Here is a 16,782-nt window from a genome sequence, read left to right as displayed (position 1 = left end):
ACCTCAACACACAAGAAATCTGACAGGCTCACGGGGGGCGATACAGCCGGCGTGTCCATCGGGCCGGACGGCATGCCAGCCCGCCTTGCTATCCCCGCAGCCGTTCGCTGCGACATCCTTTCTGGAGCCACGCCTGCATTACCTCCGTGGTCGTCTCCGTTTGCGCCCGTTGATCGGGCGCTTTTTTCAGTCACCGATTGGCGCTATGCAATGCAGGTGTTCCAATGGCGAAACCCTTCAGCGGCTGCCCTACTCAATGTCCACCACATCGACAACCTGGTGCTGATTCTTGTAGCGAACTTCCTGGCGCATGACGAATCGCCGGGCGGGACAATACCAGTCGGTCATGTCGAGCACCGTCGGCTCCAGTTCGATATCCGTATCGACCAGCCGAAAGCGGCCAGGATCCACGAACTTGGTATATCGGATCGGCCAGCAGAGCAGTGTGCCGGTGGCAAGCTTCAGGCGCTGCAGCGGACCCACTGTCCGCTCAGACAAGGTCAGGCGAACATTGGAACCAACGAAATCAGAGACAGTGGTGCCGGTCCGGCGATCCACAATACGAAAGTCGTAGCGGGACACGAACGTTTCCGCGGGGAGTACCTGGCCCTCCACCAGCGCCGGCGGATACAGCAGCAGTCCGTTCGAGTTGGTACTCATTTCCCCGACCAGCTCAGTGTACTGGCCGTGGGCCTGAACGCGTGCATTCAGACTGCGCACGAGTGGCTGTCCCGAGCGTTCGTCGATCACGAGCCGGTGACGCTGCACGGTCTCGACGGGCGGCCCCATCAAGCGCCGGAGGGCGGACTTGGAGTAGATATCCAGATCGAACGAACAAAGGTCGCGCTCGAGGTCGTTGACGTTGCGGAAGAAGGCAATGGTTGTCATCGGCGTCAATCCGTCCGCTTCGAAGCGGATCCGTCCGCCATCATGGACATAGGGCGCGTCGCATATCTGTCCGGCGTGCACGCGGTGCGACGCGGTCCCGAGCAGACCGCCTACGGCGAGCCAGGCCGCGGCAAGCGAACGCCAGACTGGCTTGCACGGGCGTGTCGGTGGATGGGGGTGGTGTGGGCGCGCGGGCCGAACCAGGACCTTATCCGGTCGTGGATCGTCGAGTTCCGGTTCGCGGCAGGCAAAGGGTCCGGATCTCTGCCCGGCAACAGCCGCTCGTATCTTCATCACGCTTCTTTCAGCACCTGAGTGGGAGTTCAAGTGTAAGCGGGTTGGAGTCATCGAAGGCTGTGCCTGCCACGTGTATGACGTGGAATACCCTATGCCGGCAAGGAGACAACGACCCATGACTGCGCCCCATCGAGCAGCCCGCAGCGCATCCGCGCCGGCAAGGCTCTATCATGCTCGATAATGAGCGAAGCCGTACCCTTCATCTTCATGAAAAGAGGTGTGACAAATGATCCAGATCCTGGGAATTTCCGGCAGCCTGCGGGCGCAATCGTACAACACCGCACTGCTGCGGGCGGCGCAGGCTGAGGCTGGCACGCAAGTCCGGCTTGATATTGCCACCCTGCATGGCATTCCGCTTTACGATGCGGATCTGGAGGCGCGTGAGGGCTTGCCCGCCGCCGTGGTGGCGTTGCGCGAACAGGTCATGGCGAGCGATGGCCTGATACTGGCCACGCCTGAATACAACAATGGCATCCCCGGGGTCTTCAAGAACGCTATCGACTGGCTCTCGCGGCCGGCCGGGGATATTCCCGTGGTCTTCGGCAATCGCCCGGTTGCGGTCCTCGGTGCCTCGGCCGGGGGCTTCGGCACGGTGCTGGCACAGAACGACTGGCTGCCGGTGCTCAAGACGCTGGGCACGCGGCACTATACCGGCAACCGGCTGCTGGTTGCGCGCGCCGGCCAGGTATTCGACGCGCAGGGCGAACTCACCGATGCCGGCATGCGTGCGCGGCTCAGGGAGTTCGTTGCCGGCTTCGCCGCGTTCGTCGAGGGCTCGCACGCGGGCTGAGCACAATCGGGCCGGTGCATCCTTGCCGCGCGCCATGACTCGCGCTTCGCGCGAGGCCGCCAGGCCCCAAACTCATAGTGGCGCCAGCACGCGCAGGACGATCTTGCTGCCTTCCGGGCGATTTCTTGCGCCCCATTCCTTGTACGCGTTCAGCAAGACCTGCCAGCCATCGCCTTGCACCAGCAGTCCCGGCCCCGCGCCGAAGACGCGCTCGCGCGAATCCGCCTGGCGGATGCCGTCGATGCGGTCCTCGCCGAGCTGCTCCAGCATGTAGCTCGCCACACCTACTTGCAACTGCCTGGTGATCGCATAGGAAGCCGAGAGGTTCAGCGACAACGCGTCGCCGGGCTGGACCGAGCCGGCGTTCAGTGAGGCTGGCGGCTGTGTGTTCTTGCCGCTCCACTGGTAGTTGAGCCTGCCGCTCACCTCCAGCTTGTCGGTCGGCATAAGGGTGAATGCATAGTAGGGTGTCACCGTCCAGACGTTGCTGCCAGCATTGGCGAGCCGGTTGTGGTCGTACTGTCCGGTCGGTGCCGAAAAGAGCAGGTCGATGCGCTGGAAGAACGGCATGCCAAACAGCGCCTGGCCGGACCATTGGACAATGAAGGGGCTGAACTGGATGTCGCTGGCAGCGAAGTTGTGATCGCCTGTACCGGGGCCCGGGCGGATATTTGCGTACACCAACGGCAGCAGCACCTCGGCGCCGACGTTGCCGCCGAGCAGCGTGACATCGGGCGATATATAGGCGATATGCGGCACGATGGCTGCTGTCTCGATGCGTGGATTGCCGGGGACGGCATTGCCGGCGTCGTCGCGGATGCGTGTGGCACGGTAGTAGCTGGTGGCCAGCTCGAACAGGAAGCCCGGTCCGGCGACGCCATCCAGGAAACTGGTATTGCCGAGGTTCATCGGCGGGAGCCCGACCACGTCCGCATGCGCGGCGGATACCATCAGTGCGCTGCAGGCCGCGGCCAGGGTGGGTAATGCGGATTTCATAGGGTGAGCTTTGTCGGATCCCTCTGCGCAGCGGCTTCGAAACACGGTGGGACGGTCGCGAACGGTCAACGCAAGGGCAGTACGATGTTTCCGGGCCCCGCCGCCATCAGGATGACAAAACCGCCGATGATGCTGATGTGCTCGAGAAAGCCGGTGAACAACAGCGTGCGCCGTGCGCCTTTCTGGTTCCAGAAGTCATAGAAGACCACTGCAGTCGCCAGAGTGAAGGCCGCCAGCAGGAGCGCGGCAATTCCGGTCTGGTAGCCGGTCACGATGGCCAGGCCGCATGTCAGCTGCACGAGGATGGTCAGCGACAGCACCAGGCGCGGGAACGGCAAGTTGCGCGAGCGCACTTCGTCCAGGCCGTGGCTGAAGAAGATCAGCTTGTTGGCGCCGCTCAGCACGAACATGAAGGCAATGAACAAGCGGCCCGAAAGGAGATAGTAGTCGGCCATGCCGGCTCCCGTCTGAACGGTGTTGGGTGACAAGGAAGAGGGATGGCGCCCCGCGCAGCGCGAGGCGCATGATGGAACGGGCCGGCATGCCGGCCCGCCTGCACGTCAGGTGCGATCGTAGGAGAACTGGATGCCCGCGGTGCCGCCGGTCTGGATAAAGAGATCCATGAACGCCGGGACGGTCTCGCTGCGCGACCAGTCGCGCTGCAGTTCACAGAACAGCTGCGGCACGCTGATCATCTTGCCGCCGGCCTGTTCAATGCGACGCAGCGCAGCCTCGTGCGCGGCCACGGAAGTGCCGCCCACTGCATCGGCCACGACATAGACTTCATAGCCTTCCTTGAGCGCGTCCAGCGCCGGGAAGGTAAGGCAGGCTTCCGTCCACAGCGCGGTCATGATCAGCTTCTTGCGGCCCGTTGCCTTCACTGCCTCGCGGAACTCGACGTCTTCCCACGAGTTGATGGTGGTGCGGTCGTAGGTGGGGAAATCGCCCAGCACCTTCTGCAACTGCGGGATCGGGGGCTTGTTCAGGCCAGTCTTCACATTGACGGTGGAGTGCACGATCGGCAGCTTGTAAGCCACGGCGGCACGCGAGGCGCCGACGATGTTGTTGACCAGCAGCTGCCGATCCATCGAGGCGATGGAGTTCACCTGGACCGGTTGGTAATCGATGATCACGAAGGCAGCGTTCTGCGGAGTCAGCAGGTGGTCTTTTGCGGGATCGCGAATGGGTTCGCTGGCCATGGTTATCTCCAGATCAAAGGGGTGGGATTTCTGCTATTCGGCGCTTCAGGGCAGGCGTTGCATCTACCGTGCGCGACGCGAGCCCCGCTCTTCGGCAACGGGCGCTGACATCGCGGGGCACTGCAAGGGGGATATGCCTGCACGTGCGCTGCAATCGATCGTCGCGTGGAGCCCTTGCAGCATAAGCCATGCATCGGAACAAGCGTGATAGCCGTATGCCAAACATGCTGTTCTCGGTGGCAGAACAATGCCTGTGACGATCCCCAATCCGCTTGCCCGTACCCCGGCATTTGGCTAGGCTGTGCTGACACGACATGCGCGGAGGACAGAGAGATGAGCGATTTCTATGTGCTGGTGGTCCTGTATGCCAAGCCCGGGCGCGAGTCAGAACTGCGGGAAAAGCTGCGCGCCGTGGTGGAGCCTTCCCGCCGCGATGCTGGCAACCTGCGCTATGAGTTGTTCGAGCAACAGGACGATCCGCGGCGCTTTGTCTTCGTCGAGCACTGGGACAGCCCCGCGGCCCAGGAGGCGCACCATACGCAGACCGATCACATCCGCCGCTTCCAGGAGGATGGCAGCGATGCGGTGGAAAGCGTTGAGCTGTTCTACCGGATGAAGCTTGTAGCCTGAGCGGCTGGCGGCACATGCTTGTCTATCGCCGCTCACCATAGCCGCGCAGGCAATGCCGCCAGCCCCAACAGCTTGGTTGCCGCTTCGTTAATGGGGAAGGCCCTCGCGTCTTGAGGATCGTGCGCAGCTGCGCATCGATGCTCTCAATGGCATTTGGTTGCGCCTGACGTGACGGGCATGCACCTCAAGCCGCAGCGACGCTGAAGCCAGGTCGCCGCGCACCGGCGCCGCACGCAAGTGTCGGGCCGATGATCTTCAGATTGCATCACTGTCTCCAGCCATCCGGGCCGGATCTCCCCCTTTGCCATGCGTTACGGAATCCGGATCCCGGTCCGTGCGGCGGCCCGAACAGATATGCAAAACTTGTTTTTATATATTTTATTGAATAGTATAGCTTCCAGGCCGAAGCCAGACGTGAGTGCAGGGAAGAGCAGGCGCGGCAAGTCATAAGAACGACAGGAGACAAGGATGAATACGAACGGAGCACAGCCAGCCACTGCTGCAGCCGGTCCGAAGTACGCGGTCCACTCGATCGACCACTATGCACTCGAAGTGCCGGACCTGTCCGTGGCAGAGCACTTCCTCGATGCATTCGGGCTGACGCTGCGCCACAACGCGGGCTGGATCGAAGCCTATGCCGCGGACGGGCATTGCTGGGCGCGCTTCCATGAAGGCGAACACAAGCGCCTGGCCTACCTGAGCTTCAATTGCTATGCCGAAGACCTGGCCGGCATCCACCAGCAGCTGGCCGATGCCGGCGCGGCGTTCGTCAATGACGCGCCGCATGGACAGGCCGGAGGCATCTGGTTCTTCGATCACGACGGGAATCTCGTGCAGGTCAAGGCCGGCCCGAAGACATCGCCCGATGCCAAGATCAAGGCCGGGCTGGAAAGCGTGCCGGCCGGCCAGCGCGGCGCCGTGGTACGCAGCCAGGTGCAGAAGGTACGTCCGCGCCGGCTCTCGCATGTGCTGCTGTTCTCGCCCAACGTGCCGAACCTGGTTGGGTTCTATCGCGACGCGCTGGGGCTGCGCTTGTCTGACCGTTCGGCCGATCTCATCGCCTTCACCCACGCCCCGCACGGCAGCGATCATCACTTGCTGGCATTGGTGAAGAGTTCCGCCAAGGGCTGGCACCATGCCGCCTGGGACGTGGCCAGCGTAAACGAGGTGGGGCAGGGCGCGGCCCAGATGGCCAATGCCGGCTACTCCCGTGGCTGGGGCACCGGGCGCCACGTACTGGGTTCGAACTACTTCTTCTATGTGCTGGATCCCTGGGGCTCGTTCTGCGAGTTCTCGGCGGATATCGACTACATCCCCGCCGGCTGCGACTGGCCCACCGGCGACTTTGCACCGGAAGACTCCTTGTACCAGTGGGGGCCCGACATGCCCGACTACTTCATCCGCAATACGGAAGCCTGAAGCGCCGGCTGCGCCGCGGTGCTTTGCCTCTTACCTATAAAAATATATTTTCAATCAATATTTATATCGCAGGCCGAAAGCCCGCGATCACTCCCCGGAGCTTGAAGCATGAAACTTGCAACCTTTTTGCTGGATGGGCGCGCGCGCGTTGGCGTGGTGTCTGCCGATGGTGTACTGGCCCTGCCTGAGGCGGCGGGCAACGATGTCGGCGCGCTGGTGGCCGTTGGCACGGACAGCGAGCGTTGGCGTGCCCTGTACGCCCAAGCCACGCCGGTGGCCGGTGCTGACAGCCTGACATGGCTGCCGCCCGTGGCCCGTCCCCCCAAGATTCTGTGCGTAGGGCTGAACTATGCCGACCACACCAAGGAATCGCCCTACGAGCAGCCGGACTATCCGACCCTGTTCCTGCGCGTGGCGACCAGCCTGGTGGGCCACAACGGCGCGATCGTGCGGCCGCTGGTTAGCGATTCACTCGACTACGAAGGCGAGCTGGCCGTGATCATCGGCAAGGGCGGCCGGCATATCGCCAGGGATGAGGCGCTGGGTCACGTGTTCGGCTACTCGATCTTCAACGACGGTTCGGTGCGCGAATACCAGTTCAAGTCGCCGCAATGGACCGTGGGCAAGAACTTCGATGCCACCGGCAGCTTCGGCCCGGTGGTGGTCACCGCCGACGAGCTGCCGCCGGGCGCGGCGGGCCTGCAGCTGGAAACGCGCCTCAACGGGCAGGTGGTGCAGTCGGCCAGCACCTCCGACATGCTGTACGACGTGGCGTCACTCATCGCGATCATCAGCGAGGCGATCACGCTCGAGCCGGGCGACGTCATCGTGGCCGGCACGCCGTCCGGCATCGGCTGGGCGCGCAAGCCGCAGCTGCTGATGCGCCACGGCGACGTGTGCGAGGTATCGATCGAGGGCATCGGCACGCTGTCGAACCCGATCGTGGATGAGCGGGGGCGGGCGGCGCGATAAGCCCGACACCTGACATCCGAGGAGACAACCCATGAAGACCATTGAAGTACCTGTGCTGATGGTGGGCGCCGGGCCGGCCGGCCTGGCCACGACCGCGCTGCTGGCAACTTACGGCGTACCAGCGCTGACGATCACCAAGTACGCGGGCACGGCCAACTCGCCGCGGGCCCACATCACCAACCAGCGCACCATGGAGGTGTTCCGCGACCTCGGCATCGAGGATCGCGTGCTGGCGCTGGCCACGCCCAACGCGTTGATGAGCAACAACGTGTGGGCCACCAGCTTCGCCGGCACTGAGATCGCGCGGCTGCAGACCTGGGGCAGTTCCGAGCAGCGCAAGGCCGACTATGCGATGGCCAGCCCCTCGCCGATGTGCAACGCGCCGCAGCACCTGCTCGAGCCCGTGCTGCTGGATTGCGCGCGCGAGCGCGGCGCGCAGTTCCTGTTCAATACCGAGCTGACGGAGATCTCGCAGACGGCGGATGCGGTCACCGCCGTGCTGAAGGACCGCATCACCGGTGAAACCACGCAGGTGAAGGCGCGCTATGTGGTGGGCGCGGACGGTGGCGCCAGCACGGTGGTGCCGCAGTGCGGCTTCGAGATGGAAGGCCAGATGGGGCTCGGGGCCGCGGTCAACTGCTGGCTGGAGGTGGACCTCGCCAAATACTGCGAGCATCGGCCTGGCGTACTGTACTGGATGACCCAGCCGGGCAACGACTACTGGGTGGGTAGCGGTACGTACATCTGCGTGCGGCCGTGGAACGAATGGGTGCTGCTCTTCATGTACGACCCGGCGCAGGGCGAGCCCGATCTCAGCGAAGAGGCTGTGATCCGCCGCGCGCGGGCAACCATTGGCGACGACTCGCTGCCCATTCGCGTGAAGGCGGTCAGCAAATGGCAGATCAATCATGTCGCGGCGAAGGACATGCGCAAGGGCCGGGTGTTCATCGCCGGGGACGCGGCGCACAGGCATCCGCCCGCCAACGGGCTCGGTACCAATACGTCGATTCAGGATGCATTCAACCTGGCCTGGAAGCTTGCCCATGTGATCCGCGGCAACGCCGACGACAGCCTTCTTGACAGCTACTCAGCCGAGCGGCAGCCGGTGGCCCGGCGCGTGGTTGACCGGGCAATGCAGTCGGTCCGCAATATGCTGCCGATTGCCAACGCGCTGGGGTTCGAACCTGGCCAGAGTGAAGCGCAGGGCTGGCAGAACGTTGACGAACTCTTCGGCGATACGGAGCGGGGCCGCGAGCGGCGCCACGCCTTGCAGGAGGCCGTCAGGCTGCAGAATTACCAGTTCAACTGCCACGGCGTGGAAATGGGGCAGGTCTATGCTTCGGATGCGGTGGTGTCCGATGGCCGGAGCCGGGCCCCCTGCACGCGGGATCCGGATCTCTACTATCACCCCGACACTGCGCCGGGCGGTGTTGTTCCTCACGCATGGCTGGAGCGTAGCAAGGAGCGGGTCTCCACCCTGGACCTGGTGGGGCACGGTCGTTTTACGCTGCTTACCGGTATCGGTGGCGATGACTGGCGCCGCATTGCCGCAGACGTTTCAGCCGCGCTCGAGATTGAGCTCGAAGTCGTCAGCATCGGCGGGCCGAACTGCGATGCCCATGACGTCTATGGCACCTGGAGCGAACTGCGCAGCATCTCGGATTCCGGGGCCGTCCTGGTGCGCCCGGACCGGATCGTCGGCTGGCGGCATGGGCAGCACGATGCGCGCGCAGCGCAGGGCCTGGAAGACGCGATGCGCAGCATGCTTGGCCGGGCGGCGCTGGCGGGCGGGCGGCGCCAGGCGGCGTAGCGAAAAGCACAAGGTGCCCGCTCACGCGTCTCGCAAAATATATAATGTTTGACACTATCTATCATCTGCGAGACCAAGCCGTGGCGAGAACAAAGTCAGCGAAGGCTGTTTCCGACGAGGCCGCAACGGCTTTGCCGGAAGCCCCGGACCTGGGCGGGCGCACCTGGGCTTCCGTGCTGGAGCAATCCGTGCGCGAGGACATCATCAACGGCAAACTGCCCGCCGGCAGCAAGCTGCGCCTGAAGGATCTGGCCGAGCGCTACCAGGCCGGCGTGATTCCGCTGCGCGAAGCCCTGTCGCGGCTGTGTACCACGGGCTTCGTGCTGGCCATCGACCAGAAGGGATTCCGGGTGGCGCCGCTGTCGGCGGAAGAACTGCTGGACATTACCCGCGTGCGCCAGCAGATCGATACCAGCGCGCTGCGCGACGCGATCGAGGCTGGAGATATCGCATGGGAGGCGCAAGTGGTTGCGATGCATCACCGGCTGACGCGGATCCCGATGGTGCTGCGCGGCAAGGACGGGGCGCTCAATCCTGAATGGGAAGAGGCGCACGCCGCCTTCCACGAAGTGCTGGTGGCCGGCTGCCGCTCGGCATGGCTGCGGCGCTTCTCGGTGGTGCTGCGCGACCAGACCGCCCGCTATCGCTTCTTGTCTCTCGCCGTGCCCAAGGCTGCGCGGGCGCGCGACGTTGCTGCCGAGCACGAAGCCATCGTCAATGCCATCGTCGCGCGCAATGCGCGTGAAGCGTGCCGGTTGCTGTCAGAGCATTTCCAGGCGACCACTGACCTGGTGTTGAAGTACCTGGAGCAACAGAAGGTGAAGGCAAGGCCATCGCGCAGGGCAGCAGTGCCCACTGAGCTGGCTACCTGAGGGAGGGGGCGGCTGCCCCGAGAGCAGTTACCAGGCGCGCGCTGTGGGATATGCGGTGTTTCTTCTGCGGAAACACCGTGTTCGCCATTCCTTGCCTTACGGCGATGCGTGGCGAATGCTAGCCTTGAGTCCCTTTCCCGCGGTACCGCGAGACGGACCGCGGGGCATTCTGCCGATACTCAGGAGTTCCCCCATGGCGCAAGCTCTCCCAGCCAGTTCCCGCAACGATGACACCGACGCCCAGGAAACCGCCGAATGGCTGGATGCGCTTGAGGCGGTGATCGCGCACGAGGGGCCGGAGCGCGCACATTACCTGATCGAGCGGCTGATCGAGCGCGCCCATGGCGCCGGCATCTACCTGCCGTTCAGCGCCAACACCGCCTACCTCAACACCCTCCCGCTCGATGCGCAGGCGCGCAGCCCGGGCGACCATGAGCTCGAGCACCGCATCCGCTCCTATGTCCGCTGGAATGCGATCGCGCTGGTATTGCGCGCGGCGCGCGACACCAATGTCGGCGGCCATATTGCCAGCTTTGCCTCGGCGGCGACGCTGTATGAGATCGGCTTCAACCACTTCTGGCACGCGCCCTCGGCGCAGCATGGCGGCGACCTGGTCTTCTTCCAGGGGCACTCGGCGCCGGGCTTCTATGCGCGCGCGTTCCTGGAGGGCCGGCTGACGGCCGAACAGATGGACAACTTCCGCCAGGAGGTGGACGGCAAGGGCATCTCGTCCTACCCGCACCCATGGCTGATGCCGGACTTCTGGCAGTTCCCCACGGTGTCGATGGGGCTGGCGCCGATCATGGGTATCTACCAGGCCCGCTTCATGAAGTACCTGCAGGACCGCGGCTTTGGCCAGCATGAGGGCCGCAAGGTGTGGGTCTTCTGCGGCGACGGCGAGATGGACGAGCCCGAATCGCGCGGCGCGCTGGGCATGGCCGGGCGCGAGCAGCTGGACAACCTGGTCTTCGTCATCAACTGCAACCTGCAGCGGCTGGACGGGCCGGTGCGCGGCAACGGCAAGATCATCCAGGAGCTGGAATCGGAGTTCCGCGGCGCGGGCTGGAACGTGGTCAAGGTGGTCTGGGGCAGCAAATGGGATGCGCTGCTGGCGCGCGACAAGGCCGGCATCCTGGCGCAGCGGATGATGGAATGCGTCGACGGCGACTACCAGACCTTCAAGTCGAAGGACGGGGCCTACGTGCGCGAGCATTTCTTCAACACCCCCGAGCTCAAGGCCCTGGTCGCGGACTGGTCCGACGACGACATCTGGGCGCTGAACCGCGGCGGGCACGATCCGCACAAGGTCTACGCTGCCTACCAGGCCGCCAGCCAGCACCGCGGCCAGCCGACCGTGATCCTGGCCAAGACCATCAAGGGCTACGGCATGGGCGAGGCCGGCGAGGCGCAGAACATCACGCACCAGCAGAAGAGCATGCGGGTGGAAGCGCTGATGCAGTTCCGCGACCGCTTCCGGCTGCCGCTGTCCGACCAGCAGCTGGACGAGCTGCCCTACCTCAGCTTCGAGGAAGGCTCGCGCGAACACGGCTACCTGCATGAACGGCGCCAGGCGCTGGGCGGCTACCTGCCGGCGCGGCGCCGGCGCGGGCCGTCGCTGCCGGTGCCGGCGCTGTCGGCGTTCGAGGCGCAGCTCAAGGCCAGCGGCGAGGGGCGCGAGTTCTCCACCGCGATGAGCTTCGTGCGTATCCTCAACACGCTGCTGCGCGACCAGGCGCTGGGCCGGCGCATCGTGCCCATCGTCTCGGACGAGTCGCGCACCTTCGGCATGGAAGGGCTGTTCCGGCAGATCGGCATCTGGTCGCAACAGGGGCAGACCTATACGCCGCAAGACGCTACGCAGCTGAGCTTCTACAAGGAATCCAAGGACGGGCAGATCCTGCAGGAAGGGATCAACGAGGCCGGCGCCATGGCCGACTGGATTGCCGCCGCCACGTCATACTCGACGCACGGCGAGCCAATGATCCCGTTCTTTATCTTCTATTCGATCTTCGGCTTCCAGCGCTTCGGCGACCTGGCCTGGGCCGCCGGCGACCAGCGTGCGCGCGGCTTCCTGCTGGGCGGCACCGCCGGGCGCACCACCCTGAATGGCGAAGGGCTGCAGCACGAGGACGGACACAGCCTGGTGTGGGGCGGCACCATTCCCAACTGCATCAGCTACGACCCCACCTTTGCCTATGAACTGGCGGTGATCATCCAGGACGGCCTGCGCCGCATGGTCCAGGAGCAGGAAGATGTGTACTACTACATCACCGTGATGAACGAGAACTACGAGCACCCGGCCATGCCCGAAGGCGCCGAGGGCGACATCCTGAAGGGGATGTACCTGTTCCGGCGCGGCAAGGAGGGCGGTGACGGGCGGCCCCGCGTGCAGCTGCTCGGCGCCGGCACCATCTTCCGCGAAGTGATCGCCGCGGCGGCATTGCTGGAACAGGACTGGGGCGTGCAGGCCGACCTGTGGGGCTGCCCCAGCTTCACCGAACTGGCGCGCGAGGGCAATGCCGCGGCGCGCTGGAACCTGCTGCATCCGGGCGAGACGCCTCGCCTTTCCCACGTGGAGCAATGCCTGGCGCCGATGAAAGGACCCGTGATTGCGGCTACCGACTACGTGCGCGCGCTGGCCGACCAGATCCGTACCTTCGTGCCGCGCCGGTATGCGGTGCTGGGCACCGATGGCTATGGCCGTTCCGATACGCGTGAGCAGCTGCGGCATTTCTTTGAGGTCGACCGCTACTGGATTACGGTCACGGCGCTGAAAGCGCTGGCGGACGAGGGTGCGATCGGTGCGGCGGTCGTGCAGCAGGCGCTGCAGAAATACAGCCTCGATGCCGATAAGCCATATCCGCTGCGCGCCTGAGCGGGCGGATCAGCCCGGGAGGACGCGGGCGACCGCAGGCACCCTGGCGAAGCGCGCGGCCAGCGCCTCCCACGGCGGTGGCGACAGAGACTGCTGCAGGAACTGGATCAGGGTGCGCAGCTTCTGCGAGGGAAACTCGGAGCGCGGATAGACCGCGAACACCCCGTCGTCGAGTGGGGTCTCGTCCGGCAGCACCTGGACCAGGCTGCCCGCCGCCAGCTCCGCCGCGACAATGAACAGCGGCAGCACCGCGATGCCGTGGCCGGCCAGCGCCGCATCGCGCAGGACTTCGCCGTTGTTTGCGGTAAATACGCCGCGCGGCGTGATGATCCTGGGCGCGGCTTGCGGCGTGGTGCCGCGGAACGCCCAGATCTGGCCCGGCGGTGAATTGCTGTATGACAGGCACGCGTGCCGGGCGATGTCGTCAAGGCTCTCCGGCACGCCGGCCCGTTGTGCATAGTCAGGGCTGCAGCATACGATGCGCCGGCTGACCGCGAGCTTGCGCGCGATCAGCGCGCTGTCGGCCAGGCGCGTGATGCGGATCGCCACGTCGTAGCGCTCGTACCCGGTATCGACGAGGCGGTCGTCCAGTTCCGTGACGACGTGCAGGCGCGGATGCTGCTTCGCGAACTCCGCGATCAACGGCGACAGCCACAGTGTGCCGAAGCTCATTGGCGCCAGGATGCGTAATTCACCGCACAGGTCGCCGGAGGTTTCCGAAATGCTCTCGGCGGCATGGGTCAGCTGCGCCATCGCGGCGCGGGCCTGCTCGTAGAAGTGGCGGCCGCTTTCCGTCGGCTGCACCCGGCGCGTGGAGCGCTGCAGCAACGTGACGCTCAGGCTGCGCTCCAGGTCGCTGATGCGTTTGCTGACGACGGATTTCGACAGCCCCATGTGACGCGCGGCGCCGCTGACGCTGCCCATTTCGACGACCAGGAGGTACGCTTCGATGTCCTCGGTCCTGATTTGCATGTTGGCCTTTCCGCTTTGATTCCCTGGTACGACAGAATACTGAACGGTACTGTGTCCCTGCAATGAGGTATTGCACCGCGCAGGAAATGGCGGTGCTGGCCGCGTCGCACGAGCCACCTTGACGACTTCGTTCTTCTCGCGGCGCGGCTCGCTACGCTTGCTCGATACTGCCCTTCGCACCAAACGCCGGGCTCGGCGAGCCGCCCCAGAGATCGGCTGCGTCCTTGCCGCGCTCCATCATTCGCGCTTCCCGCGCGGTGGCTTCCGGAAACTCTTCCATGCCAAAGCTGTACTCCGCAGTCAGCCCATCCGGATCAGAGAAGTAGAGAAAGATGCTGCCGGAATTGTAGTGGCGGCCCGGACCAAAGCTGATATCCACGCCTGCATCGCGCAACCGGTTGACGGCCTTCCCGATATCGTCGATTTCGGAAACCATGAAGTTGACATGATGAAGCTGGTTGTCGCTGGTTTGGCCCACCGCGAAACTATGGTGATAGGGATTCGGAAAGCACCGAAGGAAGGCAAACCTTCCCGGCGTGTAGTCAGATACCTTGAAGCCGAAGTCGTTGAGCAGGGACTGATAGGTCGCGTCGAACGAGCGCGCCCCGATCACGACGTGGCCTAGTCTCGCGATCTTCGTGTGGGGCGAGGAGAACGGCCGGATCAGTTGCATCACCTCCGCATAGAACTCGAAGGTAAGGCCACTGGCTGGTTCTCGAACGCGGAAGCTGCGGCCTTGCCTGAGCGCTTGGCACTCGGCCGTCGTGAGTTCGACGGGGTGCAGGCCGCGCGCCTCGAAATGCGCGAAGGCATCGTCGAGCTGGCGGGCGTTCTCCAGCTCAAAGCCAACCCGGCAAAGTCCCGGCAGCGGCGACTCAAGGAGCACGAGATTGTGATGGTCCGACGAGCACCTGAGAAACGCTGCGTCGTCCGTGCGTTGCGTCAGCTCCAGTCCGACAAGGTCGCGATAAAAGGCTACGGACCGGTCCAGGCTGGTCACGTTGAGCGCGACGTAGCCAAGCTTTCGATAGCGGAATGGTTGATTCACTGTCTTCTCCTTTGATTGCCTGCTTCCCCAGCTGCAATTTAGTATCATCAGGCGGATTTCATGACCGCAGAGTGATACTGTACATCACTGGCGTTCGCCGATGCAATCGATCGGCAAAGGGCTTGGCTATGCCGCACCTGGCCTCATGCCGGCAAGTCTTTTTGCATCTTGACAATGCCCTGAGCGGTGGCTAGAGTTGGCGTAAATGAAACAACGTGTCCACGGTATGAAACTAGAGAACTCAACCGGACGCATGCCAACAAGGAGCTATCGGGTGTCGGAGACAGAGGTGCTGATCGTAGGGGCAGGGCCGGTGGGTTTGACGCTGGCGATCGATCTGGGGCAGCGGGGCGTGCGTTGCACGCTGGTGGAGCGCAACCAGGCGCCCGGGCGCTTGCCGAAGATGGAGCGCTGCAATGCGCGGACGATGGAGATCTACCGGCGCCTGGGGATAGCGGAGCAGATCCGGGACGCGGGGTATCCGCGCGATGAGCCGATGGATGTGTTCATCGTGACCTCGCTGGCGCAGCCGCCGCTGTTGCACCGGGCCTATCCGTCGGTGCGTGAGCTGCAGGCGCAGGGCAGGCGGCGCAATGACGGTGGTGCGCCGCTGGAGCCGTATCACCTGATCTCGCAATACACGCTGGAGCCGCTGCTGAAGGCGGTGGCCGAACGCACGCCGAATGTGACGGTGCGCTTTGGCTGCGAGCTGACGGAGTTTGCGCAGGATGAAGACGGGGTAAGTGCGAGCGTCGTCGATAGCGAGGATGGCGCGCAGGAGATCCGCGCACGCTATCTGGTGGGATGCGATGGCGGCTCCAGCACGGTGCGCAAGCAACTGGGAATCCGCTTGAGCGGCGAGGGCAACATCCTGCGGTTGCGGCAGGCGCTGTTCCGGTGCGACGACCTGTATGCGCGCATTCCGATGGGGCGTGGGCGGCATTACCACGTGGTGGACGACCAGGAAACGCAGATCGTGGTGCAGGACGACTGCCGCCACTTCACGATGCACTCGGTGGTGGCCGACGATGCGCAGATGGCGGAGAAGTTCAGGCGCGTGGTCGGCCTGCCGATCGAGTTCGAAACGCTGTATGTGGGGGAGTGGACCCAGCACCTCCTGCTGGCGGACCGCTACGGCGAGGGGCGGGTGTTCCTGGCTGGGGATTCGGCGCACCTGGTGATCCCGACGGGCGGCCTGGGGATGAACACCGGCGTTGGCGATGCGATCGACCTGTCGTGGAAGCTTGCGGCGACCCTGGCCGGGTGGGGCGGTCCGAACCTGCTGGGCTCATACCAGCGCGAGCGCCGGCAGATCGGCGCGCGCAACGTGGCGGCGTCGCGCTATGCGGCCAACGGCAAGCGCACGTGGCGGGCGGCCTACCGGCCCGACATCGGCGATCAGACGGCCGAGGGCGCCCAGGCACGGGCGAACCTGGTGCGCATCGCGGAAGTGGAGCAGCGCAAGGTGAACGAGCAGACGGGGACGGAGCTGGGCTACCGCTATCTCGATTCGCCGCTGGTCTGGCCGGAGCCGGGAGAGAGCCCGGACCCGGACAGCTACAGCTACCGGCCGACCACCTGGCCGGGCGCGCGCCTGCCGCATGTGTGGCTGGATGACGGCAGCGCGCTGCATGACCGGATCGGGCCGGGCTACACGCTGCTGCGGCTGGGTGGCACGCGCACGGAGACGTCGGGGCTGGCCGCATGCATGCGCGAGCTGGGCGCCCCGCTTGAGGTGATCGAGATCGGGGACGCGGCGCCGCGCGAGGTGTATGGGTGCGACCTGCTGCTGCTGCGCCCGGACCTCCACGTGGTCTGGCGCGGCAATCACCTGGATGTGGATCCGAGGCGGCTGGCCGCGGTGGCCACGGGCCATCGGCTGCCCGCGGCGGTGCAGGGCTGAACCGTTCCCCATTGACAGGACAGACAGGACAGACGACATGACGTTCAAGGTGACCTTACAACCGAGCGGGCACAGCTATGCGGTGCCGGCGGGGACGACCGTGCTGACGGC

14 protein-coding genes are annotated in these 16,782 nt (G+C 64.8%); 8 read left to right on the top strand and 6 right to left on the bottom strand.

What is annotated here, in order from left to right:
• Positions 1-249: 249 nt before the first annotated feature.
• Positions 250-888 carry a hypothetical protein gene (locus tag CF68_RS38845; protein WP_235205970.1) on the bottom strand — a complete coding sequence of 213 codons (639 nt, stop codon included), beginning with the start codon at positions 886-888 and terminating at the stop codon, positions 250-252.
• Between the two features lie 523 nt (positions 889-1,411).
• On the opposite strand from CF68_RS38845, the gene CF68_RS33080 reads away from it, so the two are divergent.
• Positions 1,412-1,975, top strand: coding sequence for an NADPH-dependent FMN reductase (locus tag CF68_RS33080; RefSeq protein ID WP_035827410.1), 564 nt, complete (start codon positions 1,412-1,414; stop codon positions 1,973-1,975).
• 72 nt (positions 1,976-2,047) lie between these two features.
• Here CF68_RS33080 and CF68_RS33075 read toward each other — a convergent pair whose 3' ends face one another.
• The 3 genes from CF68_RS33075 to CF68_RS33065 all read right to left on the bottom strand — a co-directional run bounded on the left by CF68_RS33075 (position 2,048) and on the right by CF68_RS33065 (position 4,170).
• Complete coding sequence (locus CF68_RS33075) at positions 2,048-2,971, bottom strand: transporter (RefSeq protein ID WP_035827408.1); 924 nt, start codon at positions 2,969-2,971, stop codon at positions 2,048-2,050.
• Between the two features lie 65 nt (positions 2,972-3,036).
• Complete coding sequence (locus CF68_RS33070; RefSeq protein WP_035827406.1) at positions 3,037-3,426, bottom strand: DoxX family protein; 390 nt, start codon at positions 3,424-3,426, stop codon at positions 3,037-3,039.
• Positions 3,427-3,531: 105 nt separating this feature from the next.
• Positions 3,532-4,170: a hydrolase gene (locus CF68_RS33065; protein ID WP_035827404.1), complete on the bottom strand. Its 639-nt coding sequence runs from the start codon at positions 4,168-4,170 to the stop codon at positions 3,532-3,534.
• A gap of 333 nt (positions 4,171-4,503) precedes the next feature.
• Here CF68_RS33065 and CF68_RS33060 point away from each other — a divergent pair, with 333 nt between their 5' ends.
• From CF68_RS33060 to aceE, 6 genes are all read left to right on the top strand, one after another.
• Positions 4,504-4,800: a putative quinol monooxygenase gene (locus CF68_RS33060; protein ID WP_035827403.1), complete on the top strand. Its 297-nt coding sequence runs from the start codon at positions 4,504-4,506 to the stop codon at positions 4,798-4,800.
• Positions 4,801-5,268: 468 nt separating this feature from the next.
• Positions 5,269-6,219 (top strand): VOC family protein, encoded by a 951-nt coding sequence (locus tag CF68_RS33055; protein ID WP_035827401.1) that lies wholly within the window; start codon positions 5,269-5,271, stop codon positions 6,217-6,219.
• A 108-nt stretch (positions 6,220-6,327) separates the two neighbouring features.
• Positions 6,328-7,191, top strand: coding sequence for a fumarylacetoacetate hydrolase family protein (locus CF68_RS33050; RefSeq protein ID WP_035827398.1), 864 nt, complete (start codon positions 6,328-6,330; stop codon positions 7,189-7,191).
• Positions 7,192-7,222: 31 nt separating this feature from the next.
• Positions 7,223-9,001 carry an FAD-dependent monooxygenase gene (locus tag CF68_RS33045; protein WP_035827396.1) on the top strand — a complete coding sequence of 593 codons (1,779 nt, stop codon included), beginning with the start codon at positions 7,223-7,225 and terminating at the stop codon, positions 8,999-9,001.
• 80 nt (positions 9,002-9,081) lie between these two features.
• A complete protein-coding gene (locus CF68_RS33040) occupies positions 9,082-9,873 on the top strand; it encodes a GntR family transcriptional regulator (protein ID WP_235205969.1) in 792 nt (263 codons plus the stop codon).
• A gap of 193 nt (positions 9,874-10,066) precedes the next feature.
• A complete protein-coding gene (aceE, locus tag CF68_RS33035) occupies positions 10,067-12,748 on the top strand; it encodes a pyruvate dehydrogenase (acetyl-transferring), homodimeric type (RefSeq protein ID WP_035827394.1) in 2,682 nt (893 codons plus the stop codon).
• A gap of 9 nt (positions 12,749-12,757) precedes the next feature.
• Here the strand turns inward: aceE and CF68_RS33030 are convergent, their stop codons facing one another.
• Both CF68_RS33030 and CF68_RS33025 read right to left on the bottom strand, forming a co-directional pair.
• Entirely contained in the window at positions 12,758-13,720 is a 963-nt protein-coding gene (locus tag CF68_RS33030; protein WP_051591809.1) for a LysR family transcriptional regulator, read from the bottom strand.
• A gap of 151 nt (positions 13,721-13,871) precedes the next feature.
• Positions 13,872-14,768: a VOC family protein gene (locus tag CF68_RS33025; RefSeq protein ID WP_035827392.1), complete on the bottom strand. Its 897-nt coding sequence runs from the start codon at positions 14,766-14,768 to the stop codon at positions 13,872-13,874.
• 274 nt (positions 14,769-15,042) lie between these two features.
• On the opposite strand from CF68_RS33025, the gene CF68_RS33020 reads away from it, so the two are divergent.
• Positions 15,043-16,671, top strand: coding sequence for an FAD-dependent monooxygenase (locus tag CF68_RS33020; protein WP_035827389.1), 1,629 nt, complete (start codon positions 15,043-15,045; stop codon positions 16,669-16,671).
• Positions 16,672-16,782: the final 111 nt, after the last annotated feature.

This window comes from Cupriavidus sp. SK-4 (assembly GCF_000611125.1).
Classification (GTDB): domain Bacteria; phylum Pseudomonadota; class Gammaproteobacteria; order Burkholderiales; family Burkholderiaceae; genus Cupriavidus; species Cupriavidus necator.
This window is presented reverse-complemented; position numbering and strand designations above follow the sequence as displayed.

What these genes read in the sequence shown, in the direction of transcription:
- CF68_RS38845 (WP_235205970.1), bottom strand. Translation starts at nt 888, where the DNA reads ATGACAACCATTGCCTTCTTCCGCAACGTCAACGACCTCGAGCGCGAC.
- CF68_RS33080 (WP_035827410.1), top strand. Translation starts at nt 1,412, where the DNA reads ATGATCCAGATCCTGGGAATTTCCGGCAGCCTGCGGGCGCAATCGTAC.
- CF68_RS33075 (WP_035827408.1), bottom strand. Translation starts at nt 2,971, where the DNA reads ATGAAATCCGCATTACCCACCCTGGCCGCGGCCTGCAGCGCACTGATG.
- CF68_RS33070 (WP_035827406.1), bottom strand. Translation starts at nt 3,426, where the DNA reads ATGGCCGACTACTATCTCCTTTCGGGCCGCTTGTTCATTGCCTTCATG.
- CF68_RS33065 (WP_035827404.1), bottom strand. Translation starts at nt 4,170, where the DNA reads ATGGCCAGCGAACCCATTCGCGATCCCGCAAAAGACCACCTGCTGACT.
- CF68_RS33060 (WP_035827403.1), top strand. Translation starts at nt 4,504, where the DNA reads ATGAGCGATTTCTATGTGCTGGTGGTCCTGTATGCCAAGCCCGGGCGC.
- CF68_RS33055 (WP_035827401.1), top strand. Translation starts at nt 5,269, where the DNA reads ATGAATACGAACGGAGCACAGCCAGCCACTGCTGCAGCCGGTCCGAAG.
- CF68_RS33050 (WP_035827398.1), top strand. Translation starts at nt 6,328, where the DNA reads ATGAAACTTGCAACCTTTTTGCTGGATGGGCGCGCGCGCGTTGGCGTG.
- CF68_RS33045 (WP_035827396.1), top strand. Translation starts at nt 7,223, where the DNA reads ATGAAGACCATTGAAGTACCTGTGCTGATGGTGGGCGCCGGGCCGGCC.
- aceE (WP_035827394.1), top strand. Translation starts at nt 10,067, where the DNA reads ATGGCGCAAGCTCTCCCAGCCAGTTCCCGCAACGATGACACCGACGCC.
- CF68_RS33030 (WP_051591809.1), bottom strand. Translation starts at nt 13,720, where the DNA reads ATGCAAATCAGGACCGAGGACATCGAAGCGTACCTCCTGGTCGTCGAA.